At 68.9% G+C, this 19,859-nt stretch carries 16 protein-coding genes; 7 read left to right on the forward strand and 9 right to left on the reverse strand.

Annotation, left to right across the window (positions count from 1 at the left end):
• Window positions 1-518: 518 nt before the first annotated feature.
• Window positions 519-1,757 carry an FAD-dependent oxidoreductase gene (locus ACZ3HL_RS26070; RefSeq protein WP_465534355.1) on the forward strand — a complete coding sequence of 413 codons (1,239 nt, stop codon included), beginning with the start codon at window positions 519-521 and terminating at the stop codon, window positions 1,755-1,757.
• A gap of 61 nt (window positions 1,758-1,818) precedes the next feature.
• On the opposite strand, the gene ACZ3HL_RS26075 is transcribed toward ACZ3HL_RS26070, so the two are convergent.
• From ACZ3HL_RS26075 to ACZ3HL_RS26100, 6 genes are all read right to left on the reverse strand, one after another.
• On the reverse strand, window positions 1,819-2,589 hold the full coding sequence (locus tag ACZ3HL_RS26075) for a fumarylacetoacetate hydrolase family protein (RefSeq protein WP_465534357.1): 771 nt from the start codon (window positions 2,587-2,589) through the stop codon (window positions 1,819-1,821).
• Between the two features lie 19 nt (window positions 2,590-2,608).
• Window positions 2,609-4,234, reverse strand: coding sequence for a citramalate synthase (gene cimA, locus ACZ3HL_RS26080; RefSeq protein ID WP_465413970.1), 1,626 nt, complete (start codon window positions 4,232-4,234; stop codon window positions 2,609-2,611).
• Between the two features lie 335 nt (window positions 4,235-4,569).
• Window positions 4,570-5,613, reverse strand: a complete 1,044-nt coding sequence (locus ACZ3HL_RS26085; RefSeq protein WP_007031599.1) for a 3-isopropylmalate dehydrogenase — start codon at window positions 5,611-5,613, stop codon at window positions 4,570-4,572.
• A gap of 236 nt (window positions 5,614-5,849) precedes the next feature.
• Window positions 5,850-9,254, reverse strand: a complete 3,405-nt coding sequence (locus ACZ3HL_RS26090) for a S8 family peptidase (RefSeq protein ID WP_465534359.1) — start codon at window positions 9,252-9,254, stop codon at window positions 5,850-5,852.
• A gap of 305 nt (window positions 9,255-9,559) precedes the next feature.
• A complete protein-coding gene (gene serA, locus ACZ3HL_RS26095; protein WP_465534361.1) occupies window positions 9,560-11,158 on the reverse strand; it encodes a phosphoglycerate dehydrogenase in 1,599 nt (532 codons plus the stop codon).
• Window positions 11,159-11,265: 107 nt separating this feature from the next.
• Complete coding sequence (locus tag ACZ3HL_RS26100) at window positions 11,266-11,832, reverse strand: TetR/AcrR family transcriptional regulator (RefSeq protein WP_465534363.1); 567 nt, start codon at window positions 11,830-11,832, stop codon at window positions 11,266-11,268.
• A 97-nt stretch (window positions 11,833-11,929) separates the two neighbouring features.
• Here ACZ3HL_RS26100 and ACZ3HL_RS26105 point away from each other — a divergent pair, with 97 nt between their 5' ends.
• The 4 genes from ACZ3HL_RS26105 (at window position 11,930) to ACZ3HL_RS26120 (ending at window position 15,779) form a co-directional block, all read left to right on the forward strand.
• Window positions 11,930-12,838, forward strand: a complete 909-nt coding sequence (locus ACZ3HL_RS26105; RefSeq protein WP_465534365.1) for a TIGR03620 family F420-dependent LLM class oxidoreductase — start codon at window positions 11,930-11,932, stop codon at window positions 12,836-12,838.
• On the forward strand, window positions 12,835-13,671 hold the full coding sequence (locus tag ACZ3HL_RS26110; protein WP_465534367.1) for a TIGR03620 family F420-dependent LLM class oxidoreductase: 837 nt from the start codon (window positions 12,835-12,837) through the stop codon (window positions 13,669-13,671). The genes ACZ3HL_RS26105 and ACZ3HL_RS26110 overlap by 4 nt, the downstream gene beginning before the upstream one ends.
• Window positions 13,655-14,611, forward strand: a complete 957-nt coding sequence (locus ACZ3HL_RS26115; protein ID WP_465534369.1) for an ankyrin repeat domain-containing protein — start codon at window positions 13,655-13,657, stop codon at window positions 14,609-14,611. Before ACZ3HL_RS26110 ends, ACZ3HL_RS26115 begins: the two co-directional genes overlap by 17 nt.
• Before the next feature lie 226 nt (window positions 14,612-14,837).
• On the forward strand, window positions 14,838-15,779 hold the full coding sequence (locus ACZ3HL_RS26120) for an NADP-dependent oxidoreductase (protein ID WP_465534371.1): 942 nt from the start codon (window positions 14,838-14,840) through the stop codon (window positions 15,777-15,779).
• A gap of 41 nt (window positions 15,780-15,820) precedes the next feature.
• On the opposite strand, the gene ACZ3HL_RS26125 is transcribed toward ACZ3HL_RS26120, so the two are convergent.
• Complete coding sequence (locus ACZ3HL_RS26125) at window positions 15,821-16,804, reverse strand: helix-turn-helix domain-containing protein (RefSeq protein WP_465534373.1); 984 nt, start codon at window positions 16,802-16,804, stop codon at window positions 15,821-15,823.
• A 137-nt stretch (window positions 16,805-16,941) separates the two neighbouring features.
• On the opposite strand from ACZ3HL_RS26125, the gene ACZ3HL_RS26130 reads away from it, so the two are divergent.
• Window positions 16,942-17,412 (forward strand): hypothetical protein, encoded by a 471-nt coding sequence (locus ACZ3HL_RS26130; RefSeq protein ID WP_465413988.1) that lies wholly within the window; start codon window positions 16,942-16,944, stop codon window positions 17,410-17,412.
• Window positions 17,413-17,455: 43 nt separating this feature from the next.
• Window positions 17,456-18,469: a hypothetical protein gene (locus ACZ3HL_RS26135; protein WP_465534375.1), complete on the forward strand. Its 1,014-nt coding sequence runs from the start codon at window positions 17,456-17,458 to the stop codon at window positions 18,467-18,469.
• Window positions 18,470-18,476: 7 nt separating this feature from the next.
• Here the strand turns inward: ACZ3HL_RS26135 and ACZ3HL_RS26140 are convergent, their stop codons facing one another.
• Together ACZ3HL_RS26140 and ilvC are read right to left on the reverse strand one after the other, a co-directional pair.
• The gene (locus ACZ3HL_RS26140; protein ID WP_465413992.1) at window positions 18,477-18,740 is read right to left on the reverse strand and encodes a DUF397 domain-containing protein; all 264 of its coding nucleotides are present in this window, start codon (window positions 18,738-18,740) and stop codon (window positions 18,477-18,479) included.
• An 87-nt stretch (window positions 18,741-18,827) separates the two neighbouring features.
• Window positions 18,828-19,841 carry a ketol-acid reductoisomerase gene (gene ilvC / locus ACZ3HL_RS26145; RefSeq protein WP_016336537.1) on the reverse strand — a complete coding sequence of 338 codons (1,014 nt, stop codon included), beginning with the start codon at window positions 19,839-19,841 and terminating at the stop codon, window positions 18,828-18,830.
• Between the last annotated feature and the right edge of the window lie 18 nt (window positions 19,842-19,859).

The raw sequence follows: 19,859 nt of genomic DNA on the forward strand, positions 1-19,859 counted from the left end.
GGCGCTCCCTCCGGAGCGACCGGCGTGGTTCGTGACGGGGTCCGGGGCACGAGAGCGAAATCCACCAAGTGAGGCTAGGGCACTCAGCGCGATCGCGACTCTGCCGATGAGGTGATTAAGGCTGGTCTGTTCCGGCGCGGGCACTCTACTCCCAGTTGGTGAGACGACGTGTTTTAGTTACCGGACAACGGCTAACGCGGGCGGCCGGGTGAAATGCGAACCCGTCGCCCCCGGTCCGATTCGCGGCGCGCACACCCTGTGACGACAACGAAATCCTTACCCGGCTTCGAGTCGCGGACCGTCCACAAGGGCATTTCCGCGATCGCCGTCCTTCCAGGACTTTTCCCGCTCCGTTTTTCGTCCTTTTTGGACGATCAGCCCGGCACACGGACCGGTGAGACCCCGGTCATAACCCGAACGGCGTATCCGCCCGGATGGCGCTTGACGCACCGGCGGGGCAGGTGCATGCTGAGCTTATTCAACAAGTGATGAATAAGGGTTTCGAAGGGGTGGGACGGATGAACGAACGCACGAACTGCGTGGTCGTCGGCGGTGGCCCCGCGGGCATGGTCGCCGGATTGCTGCTGGCCAGGGCCGGGGTCGAGGTCACGGTGCTGGAGAAGCACAAGGACTTCCTGAGGGATTTCCGCGGCGACACCGTGCACCCGTCGACGTTGACGTTGCTCGACGAACTGGGCCTCGGGGAGAAGTTCCTGAACCTGCCGCACAGCGAGATCTCCTACGCCGGTTTCCCGGCCGAGGACGGCACGATGATGCGCCTGGCCGACCTGACCCGGCTGAAGGTGGCGCACCCGTACATCGCGATGGTCCCGCAGTGGGATTTCCTGGACCTGCTCGCCGACGCCGGCGCGAAGGAGCCCACGTTCACGCTGCGGCAGAGCACGGAGATGACCGGGCTGATCTTCGAACAGGGCCGGGTGAGCGGGGTCCGCTACCGCGCCGCCGACGGGAAGACCGGCGAACTACGCGCCGACCTGGTGATCGCCGCCGACGGGCGCTGGTCACTGGCCCGCCGCGAGGCCGGGCTGATGACGAAGGACTACCCCATCCCGTTCGACGCGTGGTGGTTCCGGATCTCGCGGCGGGACGGCGAACGCGAGGGCATGCTCACCCCGAAGATGCGGGATCGCCGCTTCGCCGTGCCGCTGCCACGCAAGGGCTACTTCCAGGTCGCCTATCTCAGCCCCAAGGGCCAGGATCTGCGCGAAAACGGCATCGAGGCGTTCCGGGAGAACGTGGCCGCGATCCTGCCGGACCTGGCCGACCGGGTCGACGAGCTGAAGACGACCGACGACGTCAAATTCCTCGACGTCAAGATGAATCTGCTTCGGAAGTGGCATGTCGACGGGCTGCTGTGCATCGGTGACGCGGCGCACGCGATGTCGCCGGTCGGCGGGGTCGGCATCAACCTCGCGGTGCAGGACGCGGTCGCGGCCGCCACCCTGCTCGCCGAGCCGCTGCGCCGGGGCAGGCCGTCGGTGGCGGATCTGGCGAAGGTCCGCAAGCGCCGTCTCGCGCCGACGATGCTGGTGCAGGGGCTGCAGCGGATGCTGCACAAGAACGTCATGAAGCCGGTCATGGAGGGCAGGCGCAACGGTCCGCCGGCGGTGATGGTGAGGCTGTTCGGCCGGTTCCCCGTGCTGTCCTACGTTCCCGCGCGGCTGCTGGGCCTGGGGCTGCGGCCCGAGCACGCCCCGGCCTTCGCGCGGCGGGCGATGGAGCCGGCCGGGAGCTGATCGGTCCCGAACGCCGTGAACGGGCCGGTCCTCGCGAAAGGACCGGCCCGTTCATAGCGCGCTAGACGTCCTGGACCGGGTTGGTCAGCGTGCCGATGCCTTCGATGGTGATCGAGACCGACTGGCCGTCCTCGATCGGGCCGACGCCTTCGGGCGTGCCGGTCAGGATGACGTCGCCGGGCAGCAGGGTCATCACGCCGGACACGAACTCGACCAGCTCGGGGATCTTGTGCACCAGGTCCGACGTCCGGCCGTCCTGTTTCAGGGCACCGTCCACCTCGGACTTGAGCGCGAGGTCGGCCGCGTCGAGCGAGGTCTCGATCCACGGGCCCAGCGGGCAGAAGGTGTCGAACCCCTTCGCCCGGCCCCACTGGCCGTCGGACTTCTGCAGATCACGCGCGCTGACGTCGTTCGCCACGGTGTAGCCGAGGATCGCGCTCGCCGCGCGGGCGGCGGGCACGTTCTTGACCGGCTGGCCGATGACGATCGCCAGTTCGCCCTCGAAGTCGACGCGGCCGACGCCGCGCGGACGGCGGATCGGCACGTTCGGCCCGATCACCGTGGTCGACGGCTTGATGAACAGCATCGGGTCCTGCGGGACCTCGTTGCCGAACTCGGCCGCGTGCTTGGCGTAGTTCCGGCCGACCGCGATCACCTTCGACGGCAGGATCGGCGCGAGCAGCCGGACGTCGGCGAGCGGCCAGCGCTTGCCGGTGAAGTTGGGGTTGCCGAAGGGGTGCTCGGCGATTTCCAGTACCTGGGCGTCGTCGCCGTCCCCTTCGATCGAAGCGAACGCGACACCACCGGGATGAGCAATTCGGGCTAGACGCACTCCCCCACTGTACGACTCCTCACGCCGGGCCCTCCCTGAGGGACTTGTGCACGAGCGCGTCGCACAGCGCCAGCCAGCTCGCCTCGACGATGTTGCCGTGCACGCCGACGGTGGTCCACTCGCGCTCGCCGTCGCTGGTCTCGACGAGTACGCGGGTGACGGCGTCGGTGCCCGGATGGCCGGGCAGGATCCGCACCTTGTAGTCGGCCAGCTCCACACTGTCCAACCAGGACAGATGCGGGCTGAGCGCCTCGCGCAGGGCGGCGTCGAGCGCGTGCACCGGGCCGTTGCCCTCGGCGGTCGCGAGCACGCGCTGCCCGGCGACGTGCACCTTCACCGTCGCCTCGGACACGACCTCGCCGTCGGACCGGTGGTCCAGCACGACCCGGTACGACTCGAGTTCGAACGGCGGTTCGTCGAGGACGTCGCTCTGCGGGCCGTCGACCTCTCGCCGCAGCAGCAGTTCCAGTGAAGCGTCCGCGGCCTCGAAGGACCAGCCTTCGGATTCGAGGCGCTTCACCTTCCGGACGGCGCTCGTCAGCGCCTCGGGCTGGCCGGCAAGGTCGACCCCGAGCTCACGTCCCTTGAGCTCCAGGCTGGCCCTGCCGGCCATCTCGGTGACCAGTACCCGCATGTCATTGCCGACGGAAGCTGGATCGATGTGGTTGTACAGCAACGGATCCACCTTGATCGCGCTCGCGTGCAGTCCCGCCTTGTGGGCGAAGGCCGACGCCCCTACGTAAGCCTGGTGGGTGTAGGGGGCGATGTTCGCGATTTCGGCAAGGGCATGGGAGACCCGGGTGAGCTCGGCGGCGCCTCCGGTCGGGAGCACCTCCATACCGAGCTTGGTCACCAGATTTCCCGTCACGGCGAACAGATCGGCGTTACCCGCCCGTTCGCCGTAACCATTGGCGGTGCACTGGACGTGCGTCACGCCGGCCTGCACGGCGGCGACGGAATTCGCCACCGCGCAGGAAGTGTCGTCCTGGCAATGGATTCCGAGCCGGAATCCGGTCCTTTCCTTGACCTCGCGGACGGTTTCCGCGAGCCCAAGCGGCAGCTGGCCGCCGTTGGTGTCGCACAGCACGGCGACGTCGGCGCCGGCGTTCATTCCCGCGTCGAGCACCTTCAGCGCGGTGTCCGGGGAGAACGCGTAGCCGTCGAAAAAGTGTTCCGCGTCAAGGAAGACGCGGCGTCCTTCGCCGACGAGGAACGCGACGGTGTCGCGCACCATCTCGCACGCCTCGTCGACGTCGACCCGCAGCGCGCGTTCGATGTGCCGCAGATCCGATTTGGCCACCAGGGTGACCACCGGCGCCTGGGAATCGAGCAGGGCCCGCACCTGCTGGTCCTGCTCGGCCTTGGCGCCCGCCTTCCGCGTCGCGCCGAAGGCGACGAGCGCGGCGTGGCGCAGTTTCAGTTCGCCCGAAGCCGCGCGGGCGAAGAATTCCGTGTCCTTGGGCAGCGCACCCGGCCATCCGCCTTCGATGAACCCGACCCCGAGATCGTCGAGCAGCCTCGCCACCGCCAGCTTGTCCGTGACGGAGTAGGAGATCCCCTCGCGCTGCGCGCCGTCGCGCAACGTCGTGTCGTACAGGTGGAAGGCGTCGCCGAGCGGCGTATCGGCGGGCTCCTTGCGGGTCACGGGAATCTCCTCGTGGTGGGGCAAAACGTGTTCAGGCAACAAAAAAACCTCCCGCATGGGTGCGAGAGGTTGCGCGCCGGGGGCTCTTGTGGAGCTGTTATCCGGCGCGCTCGGCGATAATGATGGTGCAGGAGGTCACGGACGCATCATGGCACACGCTTCGCCGGTCGTCCACAAGCCGGGCGGAATATTCCACACTCCGGGACGCGCTCCCGGGCCGCCGGCGTTGCGAAAGAGGCTTTCGCGACACCCCCAGGTCGCCAGCCCCGAAGTACGTGAAGGCCCCCTTCACTGCGTCCAGCGCAATGAAGGGGGCCTTCACGTACTTCCAAGAACTACTGAGTGACCGGGCGCACGTTCGACGACACCAGGGCCGCCAGCCGGTCACCGATCGCGTGCGTCGCACCGGGCGACGCCTGGTCGCGGGTCGCGAGGTCGAAGGCCACCGAGGCCTCGATCCGCCGCGCCGCCTCCTTCTGTCCCAAGTGGTCCAGCAGCAGCGACACCGACAGCACCGCGGCGGTCGGGTCGGCGAGACCCTGGCCCGCGATGTCCGGCGCGCTGCCGTGCACCGGCTCGAACATGCTCGGGTTCCGCCGCGTGATGTCGAGGTTCCCGCTCGCCGCCAGCCCGATGCCGCCGGTCACGGCGGCCGCCAGGTCGGTGATGATGTCGCCGAACAGGTTGTCCGTCACCACGACGTCGAACCGGGACGGGTCGGTCACCAGGTGGATGGTCGCGGCGTCCACATGGGAGTAGGCGACGGTCACCTCCGGGTGCTCCAATGAGACCTCTTCGACGATCCGCGACCACAGCGAACCCGCGTACTCCAGCACGTTCGTCTTGTGCAGGAGCGTCAGGTGCTTGCGCGGCCGCGCCTCGGCCCGGTTGAACGCGTCGGTCACCACGCGCCGGACGCCGAACGCCGTGTTGACGCTGACCTCCGTCGCGATCTCGTTTTCGGTGTCCTTGCGCAGCAGGCCACCGTTGCCCGCGTACGGGCCTTCGGTGCCTTCACGCACGACGACCATGTCGATCTCGCCCGCCTCGGCGAGCGGTCCGCGCACCCCCGGGTACAACCGGGCGGGACGCAGGTTCACGTGGTGGTCGAGCTCGAACCGGAGGCGCAGCAACAGCCCGCGCTCCAGAATGCCGCTCGGCACCGTCGGGTCGCCCACCGCGCCCAGCAGGATCGCGTCGTGCTGACGGAGTTCACCGAGTACCGACTCCGGGAGCAGCTCGCCGGTGGAGTGCCACCGGGCGGCGCCGAGGTCGTAGTTCGTGATCTCCGCAGTCGGTACGACCTCACCGAGCACCTTGAGCGCCTCGGAGACCACTTCGGGCCCGATCCCGTCTCCTGGGATCACCGCGAGCCGCATCCACACACCTCCGTAGACCAGGCCACCGGCAGTCCGGATGGCCCATCCGCAAGAAAACGCCAGCAGCGGAAGGTTACCGGCCGTAGCCCGGTAGCCGTAGCCGCACCACCCTTATGCCGGAATCTCCCACAGAGCGAGACAGCCGAAAGAGTGAAAACAAGAAGGGACGCCCTGGCGGAAAGCCTGCCGCCAGGGCGTCCCTCACCTCATCGAACGCGGATTACCGCACTACCGCGTCAGCCCACACCGATCGGCTGACGTCCGGTGTGCCGCCCGCCGTTGCCCGGCCGGTCGACACCCGTGTTGCCGTTGCCGTTGTTCGTCTGGATCTTCACCACGTTCGCCCGGTTGCCCGAGGCGTTGTGGTGCTCGATCGCCAGCAGACCCAGCACGGTGTCCTGCGCGGCCGCGTTGCGGTTGACCACCAGCGCCGTGCCCGGCTTCGCGACGTAGCCCAGCGCGGAGTCGCCGCCGCCCTGGACGGTGTACGCGGGAGCCAAGGCGTCGAACGAGAGCGGCGTGCCGACGTAGTCGATCGTCGACGAGTCCGCACCCGGTGCCGCGTAGAACCCGGAGGTCCCGACCGTGTAGCTGATCTTGTGCGACGCGGCGTTCGGGTCGATGCCCAGCGCCGCGATGCTCACCGGCAGGACGACGACGTTGGTGTCGTACACGTTCGTGTCGACGTCGCCGAGCTGGCCGTTGATCGGCTGGATGTCCACCTGCGGGAAGCCCGGCTTCAGCGCCACGGTGACCGCCACGAGGACGTCGGTCGACGTCACCTTGGTCACATAGGTCTCGAAGTCCGGCTGCCCGTCGCCCGTGGTGTCGATGTCCACGAACGGCGAGGTGTTGCTGCCCAGGTTGGCCAGGTCGCTCCAGGTGGTGAGACCGAAGGCCAGCAACGCGTTCTCCGGCTCACCCTGCGCCTTGGCCAGCGGGGCCGTCGACGCCGCGCCGATGTAGCGCAGGTCGGCGCCCTTGGCCGTCTGGTTCAGGGTGCAGTCGGTGGTGACGTCACCGTCGCACTCGGGCAGCTGCGGGGATTCCGCCTGCAGTTCGAGCACGCTGATCAGCGAGCGGTACCGCTGCGCACCGGAGCCCTGGTCCACGCCCTTGCCGGTCAGGTTCAGCACGGCCTGGGTCTGGCCGGCACCGAAGTTGACGTTGCCCGGGGTGTTGATGGACGAGACGGGCTTCGGCGCGGAGTACACCGAGAGCCGCAGCGGAACGGTCGTGCCGCTCTTCGGGGTGAACGCGATCCGGCCGGAGGCGTCCGCCACGAACTGCCGGGCGAGGCCGACCTGCGTGGCCGCCATGGTCGGGTCCATGACCTTGCGGAGCGCCTTGGGGTCGGCGATCTTCAAGGTCACCTTCACCAGCGCGATACCGCGCGGGCTCAGCTTCACGGTCGGCTTGTCCACTGTGTACTCGATACCGGGGAGCGCGTTCACGGCTTCGTAGCCCACCGAGTACTCGACCGGCTTGATGCCCTTGTTGACCACCTTGACCGTCTTGGTCAGGGTGACCGGGCCGCCCGCTTCGACGACGCCGAAGTTGACCGAGACGAACCCGGGGTTGTCGACGACGTAGGCCAGGACCTGGTTGTCCAGCGCGGCCTTCGCGTCGATCCGGCCGCTGCCGACGCGCTGCGGACCGTAGACCCGGCCCGACGCGTCACGGATGTCGTGACCGGCGGTGTTGATGACCGAGGCCTTGACCTCCTCGACCGACCAGTCCGGGTGCGCCTGACGGATCAGGGCGGTGATACCCGAGGTGTGCGGGGCCGCCATCGACGTCCCGGAGATGACCAGGCGGCCTGCCCCGCTGCCGCTCAGCGCGGACGCGATCGAGTCACCGGGCGCCGCGACGTCCGGTTTGACGGCCGGACCACGCCCGCCACGCGAAGTGAACGAGCTCGGGGTGTCCACAATGGACTTGTCGAAGGTCGGCACGGACACGCGGCCCTTGCCGGTCATGCGGATCTGCAGCGTGCCCGCGGCCACCGCGGGGCGGACCGAGGCGGTCGCACTGCCGGTCAGCTGGAACGTCGGCACGGCCGCGTTACCCGCGATGCCCGCCGAGAAGTGCTCCAGCGTCGAGGAGAACAGCGCGCCCTTGGCACCGGCCGCCTGCGCGTTGTTCGACCGGCCCGCCGAACCACAGGCGCGGGTCGCGTCGTTGTCGTCCCATTCGAGGAACACGATCTTGCCCGCGGCCTTGGCCTTGTCGGCTTCGGAGTACGGCTTGCAGCCGGCGGCGTTGTCGGCCGACAGCGTGACCACCGGCGCGGTGACGTCGAGCGTGTCGTAGGCCGCGTAGTTCTGGCTGAACTGGCCGGTCTTCGCGCCCTTCACACCGTCGGGAGCGACGGCTTCGACGGCGTCGCGCAGGACGGACGCGTCACGGCTGCTGGCGACGGTCAGCGCCTCGGGCGTGTTGCCCGGCGCGCCGCCGACGTCGTTGAGGTCGCCGCCGTTGCCCGCGGAGAACACCGGGACGACGTTGTTCGCGGCGATCTTGCGCACGAACAGCGAGTCCGGGTCGTCCGGGGTGGCGAAGTCGCCGCCCAGCGAGAGGTTGACGACGTCGAGGTGGTCGGTGAAGTCGCCGTCACCGTCCGGGTCGAGCGACCAGTCGAGCGCCTGCGAGGTGACGTTGGTCGAACCGTCGCAGCCGAAGACCTTGATGGCGTACAGCAGGGCCTTGGGCGCGGTGCCCGGGCCGATCTGCATCGCTTCGATCTTCTTCTTGTTCAGCTTCTTGTAGTCACCGGTGAAGGTCTTGCCCGCTTCGTCCACACCGAATCCGGCGACCGTGCCCGCGACGTGCGTGCCGTGGTGGCCGCACGAGATGGGGTTGGGGTCCGGCTTCGGGGTGTTGAGGGCCGGGTCGTCGCTGCCCGAGTCGTAGGCGTCGCCGACCAGGTCGATACCGCCGACGACCTTGTCGGTCGGGAAGGCCGGGGTGGCCTGGTCGCGGTTGATCGCCTTGTACGCCTCGGCCGTGCCCGGACCGCCGAAGGTGGCGTGGGTGTAGTCGATGCCGTCGTCGATCACGCCGACGCGGATGCCGTCGCCGTAGCGGCCGGTCTGCTGCCAGGAGGCGAGCGTGTTGGTCAGCTGGACCGCGCTGGAGTTCGTGCGGGTCTTCGGCACGACCTTCTTGACCGAGACGACGTCCGGCCGCTTCGCCAGCTCGCGGATCTTCGCCGCGTCGGCCGTGACGACCGCGCCGGCGACCGCGTTGGCGGTCTGCGTGACCAGCTGGGTGCCGGCGTCGGCGGCCTTGAGCTGCCCGACGACGGAGTTCACCGTCGCGGCGGCGTCGGCCTTGGCGTCCTTCGCGGCCTTCTTCGCCTTTTCCTTGCCCGCGCCCTTGTTCTGCTCGGCGTTGAAGGCGTCGACGGCGGGCTGCTTTGCCAGCTCGACGAAGGCGGTGATCTTGCCTTGGGCGGCCTTGAGCTTCGGCTCGACCTTCCCCTGGAATCCGTTACGGTCGATCTTCGCCGGCGTGACGCCGTCCGCGAGAGGGACATCCTGCGCGGCAGCGGACGCCCCGGTCACGGACGTCACGAGCAACGCGGCGAAGACCGCGGCCGATGAGCGGATCGCCCATCGGGGTACGCGGGATCTGTTCATGAGTACGTGCCCTCACTCGAGGCCTGGACTCGGAACCTGCCTACCGCTCGAACACACCCCCGACGGTGAGCCCCGGCGCCGCGCCGTGCCCTTGACGACGCGATGGTTCGGCCTCGCCGGAAGAACCTATCCGGGGACCAGCCCGACTTCAGTAGGCATTTTTCACCGTTATTGAATCTTGCTCTGCGATCTCGCGAACCTTGCACACACAACGACCGCATTTAGTCGGCTAATTGCGAAGAAGTACATGAAGGCCCCCTTCCTGTACCTAGGCGCAAGGAAGGGGGCCTTCATGTACTTGGAGGTCAGCCGAAGTTGACCGCGCGGATCGTGTGCGCCCCGACGGTGGCGCCGATCGGCTCCAGCAGGTGCGAGTCGACGGAACGGTCCACGCGCAGCAGCATCACCGCGTCCGCGCCGTCGGTGGTCTGGCTGATCTGCGCGGCCTCGATGTTGAGGCCCGCCTCGCCGAGCAGCGTGCCGACGCGGCCCATGATGCCCGGGCGGTCCGGGTATTCGAGCAGCAGCACGTTGCCCTCGGCGCGCAGGTCGAAGTGACGGCCGTTGACCTCGACGAGCTTCTCGACCTCGTCCTTGCCGGTGACCGAACCGGAGACCGAAAGGGTCGTGCCGTCGGCGTGGACCGCGCGAAGGGTGACCAGGCTGCGGAATTTGGGGCTTTCGGTCTCGGTGACCAGATCGACCTGGACACCCAGCTCCTCGGCCACCCGCGGCGCGTTCACGAAGGTGACCTGGTCCTCGACGACGCCGGAGAACACGCCGCGCTCGGCCGCGAGCGGCAGCACGCTGACGTCCTCGGTGGACAGCTCGCCCTTGACCACGACGGTGACCGAGGCGGGGGCCTTCGGGTTGAGCGCGGTCAGCAGGGTGCCGAGCTTCTGGGTGAGCGAGAGGTACGGCCGGACGTGCTCGCCGACCGTGCCGCCGCCCGCGACGTTCACCGCGTCCGGCACGAAGTCGCCGCGCAGCGCGAGCAGCACGGACTTCGCGACGTCGGTGCCCGCGCGGTCCTGCGCCTCGGCGGTCGAGGCGCCGAGGTGCGGGGTGACGACGACGTTCGGCAGGCCGAACAGCGGGCTTTCGGTGGTGGGCTCGGTGACGAACACGTCGATACCGGCGCCGCCGACGTGGCCGGAGCTGACCGCGTCCGCCAGCGCCTGCTCGTCGATCAGGCCACCGCGCGCGGCGTTGACGATGATGACACCCTGCTTGGTCTTCTTGAGCGCCTCGGCGCCGATCAGGCCCTTGGTCTCCGGGGTCTTCGGCAGGTGGATGGAGATCGCGTCGGCGCGCTCCAGCAGTTCGTCCAGGGTGACCAGCTCGATGCCGAGCTGCGCGGCGCGGGCGGCCGAGACGTAGGGGTCGTACGCGATGAGCTTGGTGTCGAACGCGGCGAGCCGCTGCGCGAACAGCTGGCCGATCTTGCCGAGGCCGACCACACCGATGGTCTTGCCCTGGATCTCGACGCCGGAGTAGGCGCTGCGCTTCCACGCGCCGCCCTGGAGGCTCTGGTCCGCGGCCGGGACCCGGCGGGCGACGGCGAGCAGCAGCGCGACGGCGTGCTCGGCGGCGGAGACGATGTTCGACGTCGGCGCGTTGACCACCAGGACACCGCGTTCGGTGGCGGCGGGGACCTCGACGTTGTCCAGCCCGACGCCGGCGCGGGCGACGACCTTGAGCGAGGTGGTGGCACCGAGGACCTCGGCGTCGACCTTCGTCGCGGACCGCACCAGCAGCGCGTCCGCCGTCTTCACGGCTTCGAGCAGCGCGGGGCGGTCCGTGCCGTCCACATGCTGGACCTCGACCTCGTCGGAGAAGACACTCAGCACGGAGGGCGCGAGCTTCTCGGCGATGAGGACGACGGGCTTGTTCGGCTTGGTCACGATACGGCTCCCACTATCTGGTCTGTGCCTGCGACTCGGGGTTGCGGTTGACGGTCACGCCGTTGTGCCCGGTTGCGCCGCAGTTTAGACCTGGTGACAGGGGATTGTTAACTCGCCCGTAATCCCGCGAAGACGAGGTCGAGGAGGCGTTCGAGGCCCTTGTCACCCGAAAGATATTCGCTGGCCCAGGAAAGCGCGTGCAGCATCACCAGGATTTCGGGCACTGTGACGTCCGCCCGGAGCTCCCCCGCGGCCTTCGCCCTTTCCACCAGGTGGGACACCTGGTCCCGCATGGCGTGGCAGGACGCGTAGAGCGGCGAAGTCTCGTCGTTGAGGACGTCGACCATCAGTTCGGGTAGTCCGCGGTAGCGGGCCGACTGTTCACCCATCCCGGCGAGCCAGGCCTTCAGCGCGTCCAGCGGCTCCGGGGAGTCCAGGAGTTCGCGGGCCGCCGCGGCCTGCGTGTCGAAGCCTTCGCGAAGCACCGTCTCGACGAGTGCCTCCCGCGTCGGGAAGTGCCGGTAGAGCGTCCCGATACCGACCCCGGCCCGGCGGGCGATCTCTTCCAGCGACGCCTCGACCCCGTGCGCGGCGAAAGCTCGCCTCGCCTCGTCGAGGAGGCGCTCGTAGTTGCGCCGGGCGTCCGCCCGCAGCGGCTTCTTCTGGGTGTCCATCGCGCTCCCGAGCCTAGTCTCGACAAATCGGAGGCACCCTCCGTATAGTCGCCGAGGTAACCGGAGGGTGCCTCATGTTAGCTGGGGAGACGAGAGAATGACCTTGATCGAAGAAACCCGTGAGCGGCTGGGCCCGGTGGGTGTCTGGCTGCCGGTCGGCATGTTCGCGCCGACGCCCGACGAGGAACGGCGGGCGATACGACGCCTGGAAGAGCTGGGTTACCGCACCGTCTGGGGTGGCGAGGGGCCGGGGAACCGGGAGTTGTTCGCGTACAGCGCCATCACGCTCGCGGCCACCGAACGGGTGGTGGTCGGCACCGGGATCGCGAACATCTGGTCGCGGCCCGCGTACACCACCCACAGCGGCGGGCGGACGCTCGCGCAGGCCTTCCCGGGCCGGTTCGTGCTCGGCGTCGGGATCGGGCACTCGTATCAGGCGGTGCAGGCGGGCTCGGACTACCGGCCGCTCGAACAGACCCGTGACTACCTCACGGCCATGTCCGCGGCGGCGGAGGAATTCCCTTCGCCGGTGCCGTTTCCGCTCGTCCTCGCCGCCGTCGGGCCGAAGATGCTCGAACTCGCGCGCGATCTCACCGACGGCGCGCATCCGTTCGCCCAGCCCTTCGAGCACACGCCGTATGCCCGCGAAATCCTCGGCAGGGACAAGCTGCTCATCCCCACCCATTCGGTGCTGCTCGGCGACCACGAACAAGCGCGGGAGAGTGTGTCGAAGAACATCGGGCTGATGAAGCAGTACGGCGTCCAGCACTACTTCAAGGGCTGGAAGCGGCTCGGTTACACCGACGCCGACATCGACGACGTCAGCGACCGCCTCGTGGACGGGCTGACCGCGTGGGGCGACGAGGAGCGGATCGCCGGGCGGATCAAGGAACTCGTGGACGCCGGCGCGGACACCGTGCTCCTCCATCCCGCCGGGGACGATCTCGCGTCCATCGTGGACCAGCTGGAACGGCTCGCCCCGGCGCTGGCGGAGGTGTCCCGATGAGCGTGGGAATCTGGACGTTCTCGTTCGACGGCAAGGAAATCGGCGAAGTCCGCGAGGCGGCCGCGGAGGTCGAGGAACTCGGCTTCGACACGCTGTGGTTCGGGGAGTACCTGGGGCGGGAGGCGTTCACGCAGGCGGGACTGCTGCTGGCGGCGACGTCACGGCTGAACGTCGCCACCGGGATCGCGCGGTTCTCGCACCGGGCACCCGTCGCCGCGGCGGCCGCCGAGCGGACCCTCGCCGAGGCCTATCCCGGCCGGTTCGTTCTAGGACTGGGCGGGCACCTTCCGGGCACGAAGCCGCTGGAGGCGATGCGCGGCTACCTCGACGAAATGGACGGGGCCGAACTGTCCACACCGGACTCCCCGCGACGGCGGGTGCTGGCCGCCCTGGGGCCGAAGATGCTCGCCTTGGCCGCGGAACGCACCGATGGGGCGCATTCGTACTTCGTCCCCGTCGAGCACACGGCGCTGGCGCGGGAGGCCATGGGGCCTTCGGCCTTCCTCGCCGTCGAGCAGGCCGTCGTCCTCGGGACGGATCGGGAGATCGCGCGGCGGCACGTGTCGATGTACCTGGACCTCGCCGCCCACCATCGGGCGAATCTGCGGCGGTTCGGGTTCACCGAGGAGGACTACGGCTCCGACAAGCTCGTGGACGCGCTGGTCGCCGTCGGGGAGGACGAGATCGACGCTCGGGTGCGGGCGCAGCTGGACGCGGGCGCGGATCACGTCTGCCTGCAGGTCCTGACCGGGGACGAGCGGATCCCGCTGGCCGAATGGCGGATTCTGTCGGGGGTCGGGGGTAGCGTGCGGGAGCGTGACGTCACCGGCTGAACTCGCCTTCGAGAAGGCACGGGAACTGATCGACGCGCGAGACCTCGCCGGGCTCGCGCGCCTGATCGGTGACCTGCCCACGCTCGTCCACGCGCACGGGAAGAACGGGAACGACCTGCTCGGCATGGCCGCCGCGACCTGCGACGAGCGGCTGTGCCGGATCCTGCTCGACCACGGCGCCGATCCTGCTTCAGCGAACGTGCACGGCTGGACGGCGTTGCACCAGGCCGGGTACGCCGGGCTGCCGCTGCTGGTCACGATGCTGCTCGACGCGGGCGCGCCGGTCGACGTTCCCGCCCGGGGCGACGGCGGGACACCGCTGGTGGTCGCGCTGTTCTGGGGCCATCGCGAGGCGGCGGAGCTGCTGGCTTCGCGCAGCGTCTCCCCCGGCAACCTGCGCGTCGCCGCCGGGCTCGGCCGGGCGGACCTGCTCGACGAGTTGCTCGCGCCGGACGGCACGCTCTCCCCCGCGGCGGGCGCGCATCGCGAGTTCCACCGGCCACACAGCGGTTTCCCGGAATGGCGGCCGAGCGACGATCCGGCCGAGATCGTCGACGAGGCGCTTGCGTGGGCCGCGCGGAACGACCGGTCCTCGGCTGTGCGCACCCTCGTGGAGCGGGGCGCGGCGGTGGACGCCGACGTCTACCGCGGCACGGCGCTGACGTGGGCCGCCGCCCAGGGGAAGGCTTCGGCGATCAGGACCTTGGCGGAGCTCGGCGCATCGGTGAACCGTCAGGGCACCTTCGGCGGGCATTCGCACGGAGAAGGTGTCACCGCGCTGCACCTGGCCGTGCAGGGCGGGCACGTCGACGCGGTGCGGGCCTTGCTCGACGTGGGGGCGGATCCTTCGCTGGAGGATTCGCTGTACTCGTCGTCGGCGCTGGGGTGGGCCGAGCATTTCGAGCAGACGGAGATCGCTGCGGTGCTGCGGGGCGCCTGAGCGCGCGCTGGCATGTGGGCACCCGCCCGCACGAGTGTCGCGACCTGCCGCCGCGTTGCGAAAGCCACTTTCGCAACGTTGGAGGTTGCGAAAGTGGCTTTCGCAACCCCTGCAGCAGGCGAGACGGCCCTGGCCCCCGGCAGCATGAGCAGCTGTCCCGATCCTGACGACACTTGGCCCACCGGAACCTCGCCGGAAGTACGACGCTCGCCGAACAATGGCGCCCATGCGAGCGATCAGCCAGAACCGCCTCGGCGGCCCCGAAGTCCTCGAACTCGTCGACGTCGAAAGACCCGTCCCCGGCCCGGCCCAGATCCTGGTCCGGGTGCACGCCGCCGGCGTCAACCCGGTCGACTGGAAGACCCGCGAGACCGGCGGTATCGGCCCGATGGGCGATCCGCCGTTCATCCTCGGCTGGGACGTGTCCGGCGTCGTCGAGGAGGTCGGCGCGGGCGCGTCCCTGTTCTCCCCCGGCGACGAGGTCTTCGGCATGCCGTCGTTCCCGTTCCAGGCCGGCGCGTATTCCGAGTACGTCGCCGCGCCGAGCCGTCACTTCGCGCGCAAACCGTCCACTTTGGACCACCTGCACGCGGCCGCGGTCCCGCTCGCGGGGCTGACGGTCTGGCAGAGCCTCGTCGACACGGCGGACATCCAGCCGGGGCAACGGGTTCTGATCCACGCGGCGGCGGGCGGGGTCGGGCATCTCGCGATCCAGATCGCCAAGTCGCGCGGCGCGTACGTGATCGGGACGGCCAGCGCGGCCAAGCACGAATTCCTTCGCGATCTCGGCGCGGACGAGCTCATCGACTATCGCACGACGGACTTCGCCGAGGAGGTCCGTGACGTCGACGTCGTCCTCGACACGATCGGCCTGGAGTACGGGCCTCGGTCGCTCAAGACGCTTCGCCGCGGCGGCAGGCTCGTCCAGCTCACCCGCACGAACGACGAGCGGCTGCCGGAACTCGCCGACGCCGCCGGAGTCACCGCCGGGTTCACCCTCGCCGAGCCGGACCGCGCCGGACTGCTCGCACTGGCCGAACTCGTCGACAGCGGACGCCTCAAACCGGCCATCGACACGGTGTTCCCGCTGGAGGAGGCCGCAAAAGCGCAAGAACTCGTGGCGGCGGGTAAGACCACGGGAAAGGTCGTGCTGTCCGTCGCGGAGTGATCGGGTGGCCGGATTCGGTCCATGTCCGGTTTCCGCGGCGGCTAGCCGCGGGCTTCTTCCAGCATGGCCGCCGCCTCCGCGGTCCGCTGGTACAGCACATAGCGTCCGGCTCTGACCTTGGTGACGAGTCCCGCGCGGTGCAAGGCGCCGAGGTGATAGGAGACGGTGCCCGGGGCGTAGCCGCTCCGGGTGGCTAGTTCCGTGGTGGATCGGGCGGTTTCGAGATCCGCGAGCAGGGCCGCCCTGGCGTTGCCGACCACCTCCGCGAGGTTTCCGGACCGGCGGTCCCGGCTGGTTCCGATCCGTTGGGCGGGGTAGTAGAGGACGAGCTGCCCAGGTGTGTCGACTTGGATGATGACGCCGGGCCGGCCGAGCACGCTGGGCGCGAAGACCAGATCCCGGCCGGTGGCCTCGATTTCGCCGTCCCACGACTTGGCGATGCTGATCGCGTCGCCGGTCCAGGCGATGTCGGGGTGGAGTGCGCCGAGCGCCCGGCCGACACCGTGGGTGGCCATGGCCGTCGCGCGATGGGCGATGTCCTGGTCGAGGATCGAGCGCAGTTCCGGCCAGCCGTCGGAGAGGGAGTCCCGCCAGAAACGGGCGAGACCGTTGGCGAGCCGCCTCTGCATCCGTCCCGATTCCGCGATCCGGAGGGTCGTGGCCCGCAGCGGCCTGCTCCAGTGGGTCCGGGGGTAGGTGAAAAGCTGCTGCTCGAGGTCGTCCTGGGCCGTCGCCTCGATCTGTGCGATCTGCTCGTCGATCAGGTCGCGGCGCCGCGTACCCGTGCCCGGCTGCGGGGTGAGCAGGTCCGGTGTGTAGGTGTCGCCGTTGCGCGGCAACAGATCCGTGAGCAGGGCGACGTCCGGATGGGCGAGTGACGCGCGGGCGAGCGGTCCGGGGTCGCCGAACACCGGGTGCCGTCCCGACGCGGCGGCGAGTTTCAGCCACGCCATGGACTCCGACGCGGGGGAAGGTGACAACCGCGTCCTGGACACCGTGTCGGCGTCGACCCGCAATGTGAGCACTACGCCGACGCTAGCAGTCGCCGCGGCGGATTCGAACGGGCTCGAATTCTTTCCGGCGCGAGTCCACCAGCGGTTGAGTGGCGACGGCAACACATCGTTCGTGCACCCCTAACTCGAAGAATCCAGGAGTGGTCGTCATGATGAGATCGAAGGCGAAGAACCGCACGAGAAAAGCCGCCGCGGCGGTGGCCGCGGTCGCGTCGGCGGGCGGGATGGTCTTCGCGGCGGCGCCGGCCGGCGCCGCGGTCACCGCCTACCCCACCAGTTCCTTCGCGATCGTGGTCGGAGCGAGCTACTACAAGGGCACGGTCACCTGGTACAACCGGTCGGTCGGCGTCGACGGAGCGTTCAAAGCCAGCGGGTGCCGCCGGATCTACGCGGAGGCCAGGGCGGGCAGCGCCTGGCTGGGCTGGCAGAGCTCCAGCACCTGGTGCAACGAGTCCGGACCGGCGCACCTCACCGTCAGCGCGGACATCGACGGCGGAGCCAACAAGGTCTACGTCTGGATGACCACCGAGGACCCCGCCAAGGGCCTCGAATACTTCACCTGCTTCCGCACCTTGAGCGCTTGCTCCGGTCCTTCCGTGGGAACGCCGCCGGACAACTGACCGCGCGGCACACCGCAAGAAGCACAGACATAGGAGGTTTCCCTTGAAAGTCCGTTCTCTCGCCGCGACAGCGGTCTTCGCACTGACCGCCTGCCTGCTGGCCGCCACCCCCGCGCAAGCGGCGACATCGGTCACCTTCACCCCGCGAACGATCTCGGTACCCAAGCTCCCGGAGTCGGGTGTCGTGCACAGCGTCACCCCCGTGGGCACCGTCTCGCTGGACATGACCGCCACGCAGACCGCGTACGTGGTCTCGAAAATGCGGGTCAACGCCGCCACGATCCGCAGCCTTTTCGACAACGAAATCGTCTGCCGGGGCCCGGGCGGCTGGAGCAAGAACATGGTGATCGGGCAGAACGTCTACGACGTGAACTCAGGCTCCCCGAACCAGGACGTGACGCTCTACACCCGCTTCCTCGTCCACCCCGGCGTCGCGGGCACGGTCACCTGCACCGCGAACGTGCGGGGCAACTCGCTCAGCCCGACCAGTGACGCCACCTACCGCTTGGTCAGCGGGTACCTCACGTTCGCCGACACCTCGGTCACCAACGCCACCGACGGGCAACCGGTGCAGTCCAGCGTGAGCACGGGAGTCCGTGGTCTCCACACCGATTCCCCGAAGGTGTGGGAGCCGGCGCTCGACCACTTCACCCTCCCCTCGACCGTGCAGGGCCTCAACGTGGTGGGCGACGTCGAGCTGCAGGTCTGCCTACGGGGCATCACCTGCGACAAATACAAGTCCACGAAGGTGAAGTTCACGCTTTTCGTCAACCAGTGGAAGGCGGACGGCACACTCTGCAAGAGCGACAGCAGCGTCCAGGTCACGCACGAGGTGCCGTACTGGGTGCACCACAAATACGTGCCGCTCAACAAAGCGGACTTCACCGTGAGCAAGGCACCGGGCTGCGTCCCCCGGTTCAACGCCTACGTCAAGGCCGAGTGGCTGGGCGGCGAGGCGGCCGGCGTCCAGGGAACGGCCACCGGACTCACCGACTCGGAAGGCTCGGCCACCACGCACGACTCCGACATGAGCCACGCGTACGTCCTGCCCTACTGATCCGGGTTCAGGCGGGAAGGTCGAATTCGCCGTCCCGCACGCCTTTCACGAAGGCGTCCCATTCCGTCGGCGTGAACACGAGGACGTGGCCGTCCGGATCAGAGGCTTGCCGTATCGCGGTGTAGGTGACGCCGTCGGTATGCGGCACCAGCGCGTACTCGGCACGGTCTTCGAGGTTCGCACCCTCGGGTTCGGCCCTGATCCACACCGCGTCGCTCAGGTCCAGATCGGGCCTGACATGAGCTTTGTCGTCCACCGGCTGCTCACTCATGGTGTCCACGCTATCGCTTTCCGGTATGCAAAACGAAGGGGCCCTTCACCGCATCAGATGCGGTGAAGGGCCCCTTCGGCCCGACAACTAGGCGGTCTCGGTGATCGGCCGGTCCACCCACGACATCAGGTCGCGCAGCTTCTTGCCGGTCTCCTCGATCGGGTGCTGGTTGCCCTGCTCCTCGAGCTTGGTGAAGTTCGGCCGCCCGGCCTCGTCCTCGGCGACCCATTCGCGGGCGAAGGTGCCGTCCTGGATCTCGCCGAGGATCTTCTTCATCTCTTCCTTGACCGCCGGCGAGATGACGCGCGGGCCGCGGGTCAGGTCGCCGTACTCGGCGGTGTCGGAGATCGAGTAGCGCTGACGCGCGATGCCGCCCTCGTACATGAGGTCGACGATCAGCTTCAGCTCGTGCAGCACCTCGAAGTAGGCGATCTCCGGGGCGTAACCGGCCTCGGTGAGCACCTCGAAACCGGTCTGCACCAGCGCGGACGCGCCACCGCAGAGGACGGCCTGCTCGCCGAAGAGGTCGGTCTCGGTCTCCTCGGTGAAGGTCGTCTTGATGACACCGGCGCGGGCGCCACCGATGGCGGCCGCGTAGGAGAGCGCGAGCGCCTGCGCGTTGCCGGAGGCGTCCTGCTCGACCGCGATGAGCGCCGGGACGCCCTTGCCGTCGACGAACTGGCGGCGGACCAGGTGGCCCGGGCCCTTCGGGGCGACCATGGCGACGTCCACGTTCGACGGCGGCTTGATCAGGTCGTAGCGGATGTTGAAGCCGTGGCCGAAGAACAGCGCGTCGCCGTCCTTGAGGTTCGGCGCGATGTCCTGCTCGTAGATGAAGCGCTGCTTCGTGTCCGGCGCGAGGATCATGATCAGGTCGGCTTCGGCGCTGGCCTCGGCCGGGGTGAGCACGCGGAGACCCTGCTCCTCGGCCTTGGCCCGCGACTTCGAGCCCTCGGGCAGACCGATGCGGACATCGACGCCGGAGTCGCGCAGGCTCAGCGAGTGCGCGTGACCCTGGCTGCCGTAGCCGATCACGGCGACCTTGCGACCCTGGATGATCGAAAGGTCCGCGTCGTCGTCGTAAAAGATTTCCACTGCCATGAGGGGTACTACTTCCTT

It is taken from the genome of Amycolatopsis sp. NPDC000009 (assembly GCF_055563465.1).

What these genes read in the sequence shown, in the direction of transcription:
- ACZ3HL_RS26105 (WP_465534365.1), top strand. Translation starts at nt 11,930, where the DNA reads ATGACCTTGATCGAAGAAACCCGTGAGCGGCTGGGCCCGGTGGGTGTC.
- ACZ3HL_RS26110 (WP_465534367.1), top strand. Translation starts at nt 12,835, where the DNA reads ATGAGCGTGGGAATCTGGACGTTCTCGTTCGACGGCAAGGAAATCGGC.
- ACZ3HL_RS26130 (WP_465413988.1), top strand. Translation starts at nt 16,942, where the DNA reads ATGATGAGATCGAAGGCGAAGAACCGCACGAGAAAAGCCGCCGCGGCG.
- ACZ3HL_RS26100 (WP_465534363.1), bottom strand. Translation starts at nt 11,832, where the DNA reads ATGGACACCCAGAAGAAGCCGCTGCGGGCGGACGCCCGGCGCAACTAC.
- ACZ3HL_RS26090 (WP_465534359.1), bottom strand. Translation starts at nt 9,254, where the DNA reads ATGAACAGATCCCGCGTACCCCGATGGGCGATCCGCTCATCGGCCGCG.
- ACZ3HL_RS26120 (WP_465534371.1), top strand. Translation starts at nt 14,838, where the DNA reads ATGCGAGCGATCAGCCAGAACCGCCTCGGCGGCCCCGAAGTCCTCGAA.
- ilvC (WP_016336537.1), bottom strand. Translation starts at nt 19,841, where the DNA reads ATGGCAGTGGAAATCTTTTACGACGACGACGCGGACCTTTCGATCATC.
- ACZ3HL_RS26140 (WP_465413992.1), bottom strand. Translation starts at nt 18,740, where the DNA reads ATGAGTGAGCAGCCGGTGGACGACAAAGCTCATGTCAGGCCCGATCTG.
- ACZ3HL_RS26070 (WP_465534355.1), top strand. Translation starts at nt 519, where the DNA reads ATGAACGAACGCACGAACTGCGTGGTCGTCGGCGGTGGCCCCGCGGGC.
- ACZ3HL_RS26085 (WP_007031599.1), bottom strand. Translation starts at nt 5,613, where the DNA reads ATGCGGCTCGCGGTGATCCCAGGAGACGGGATCGGGCCCGAAGTGGTC.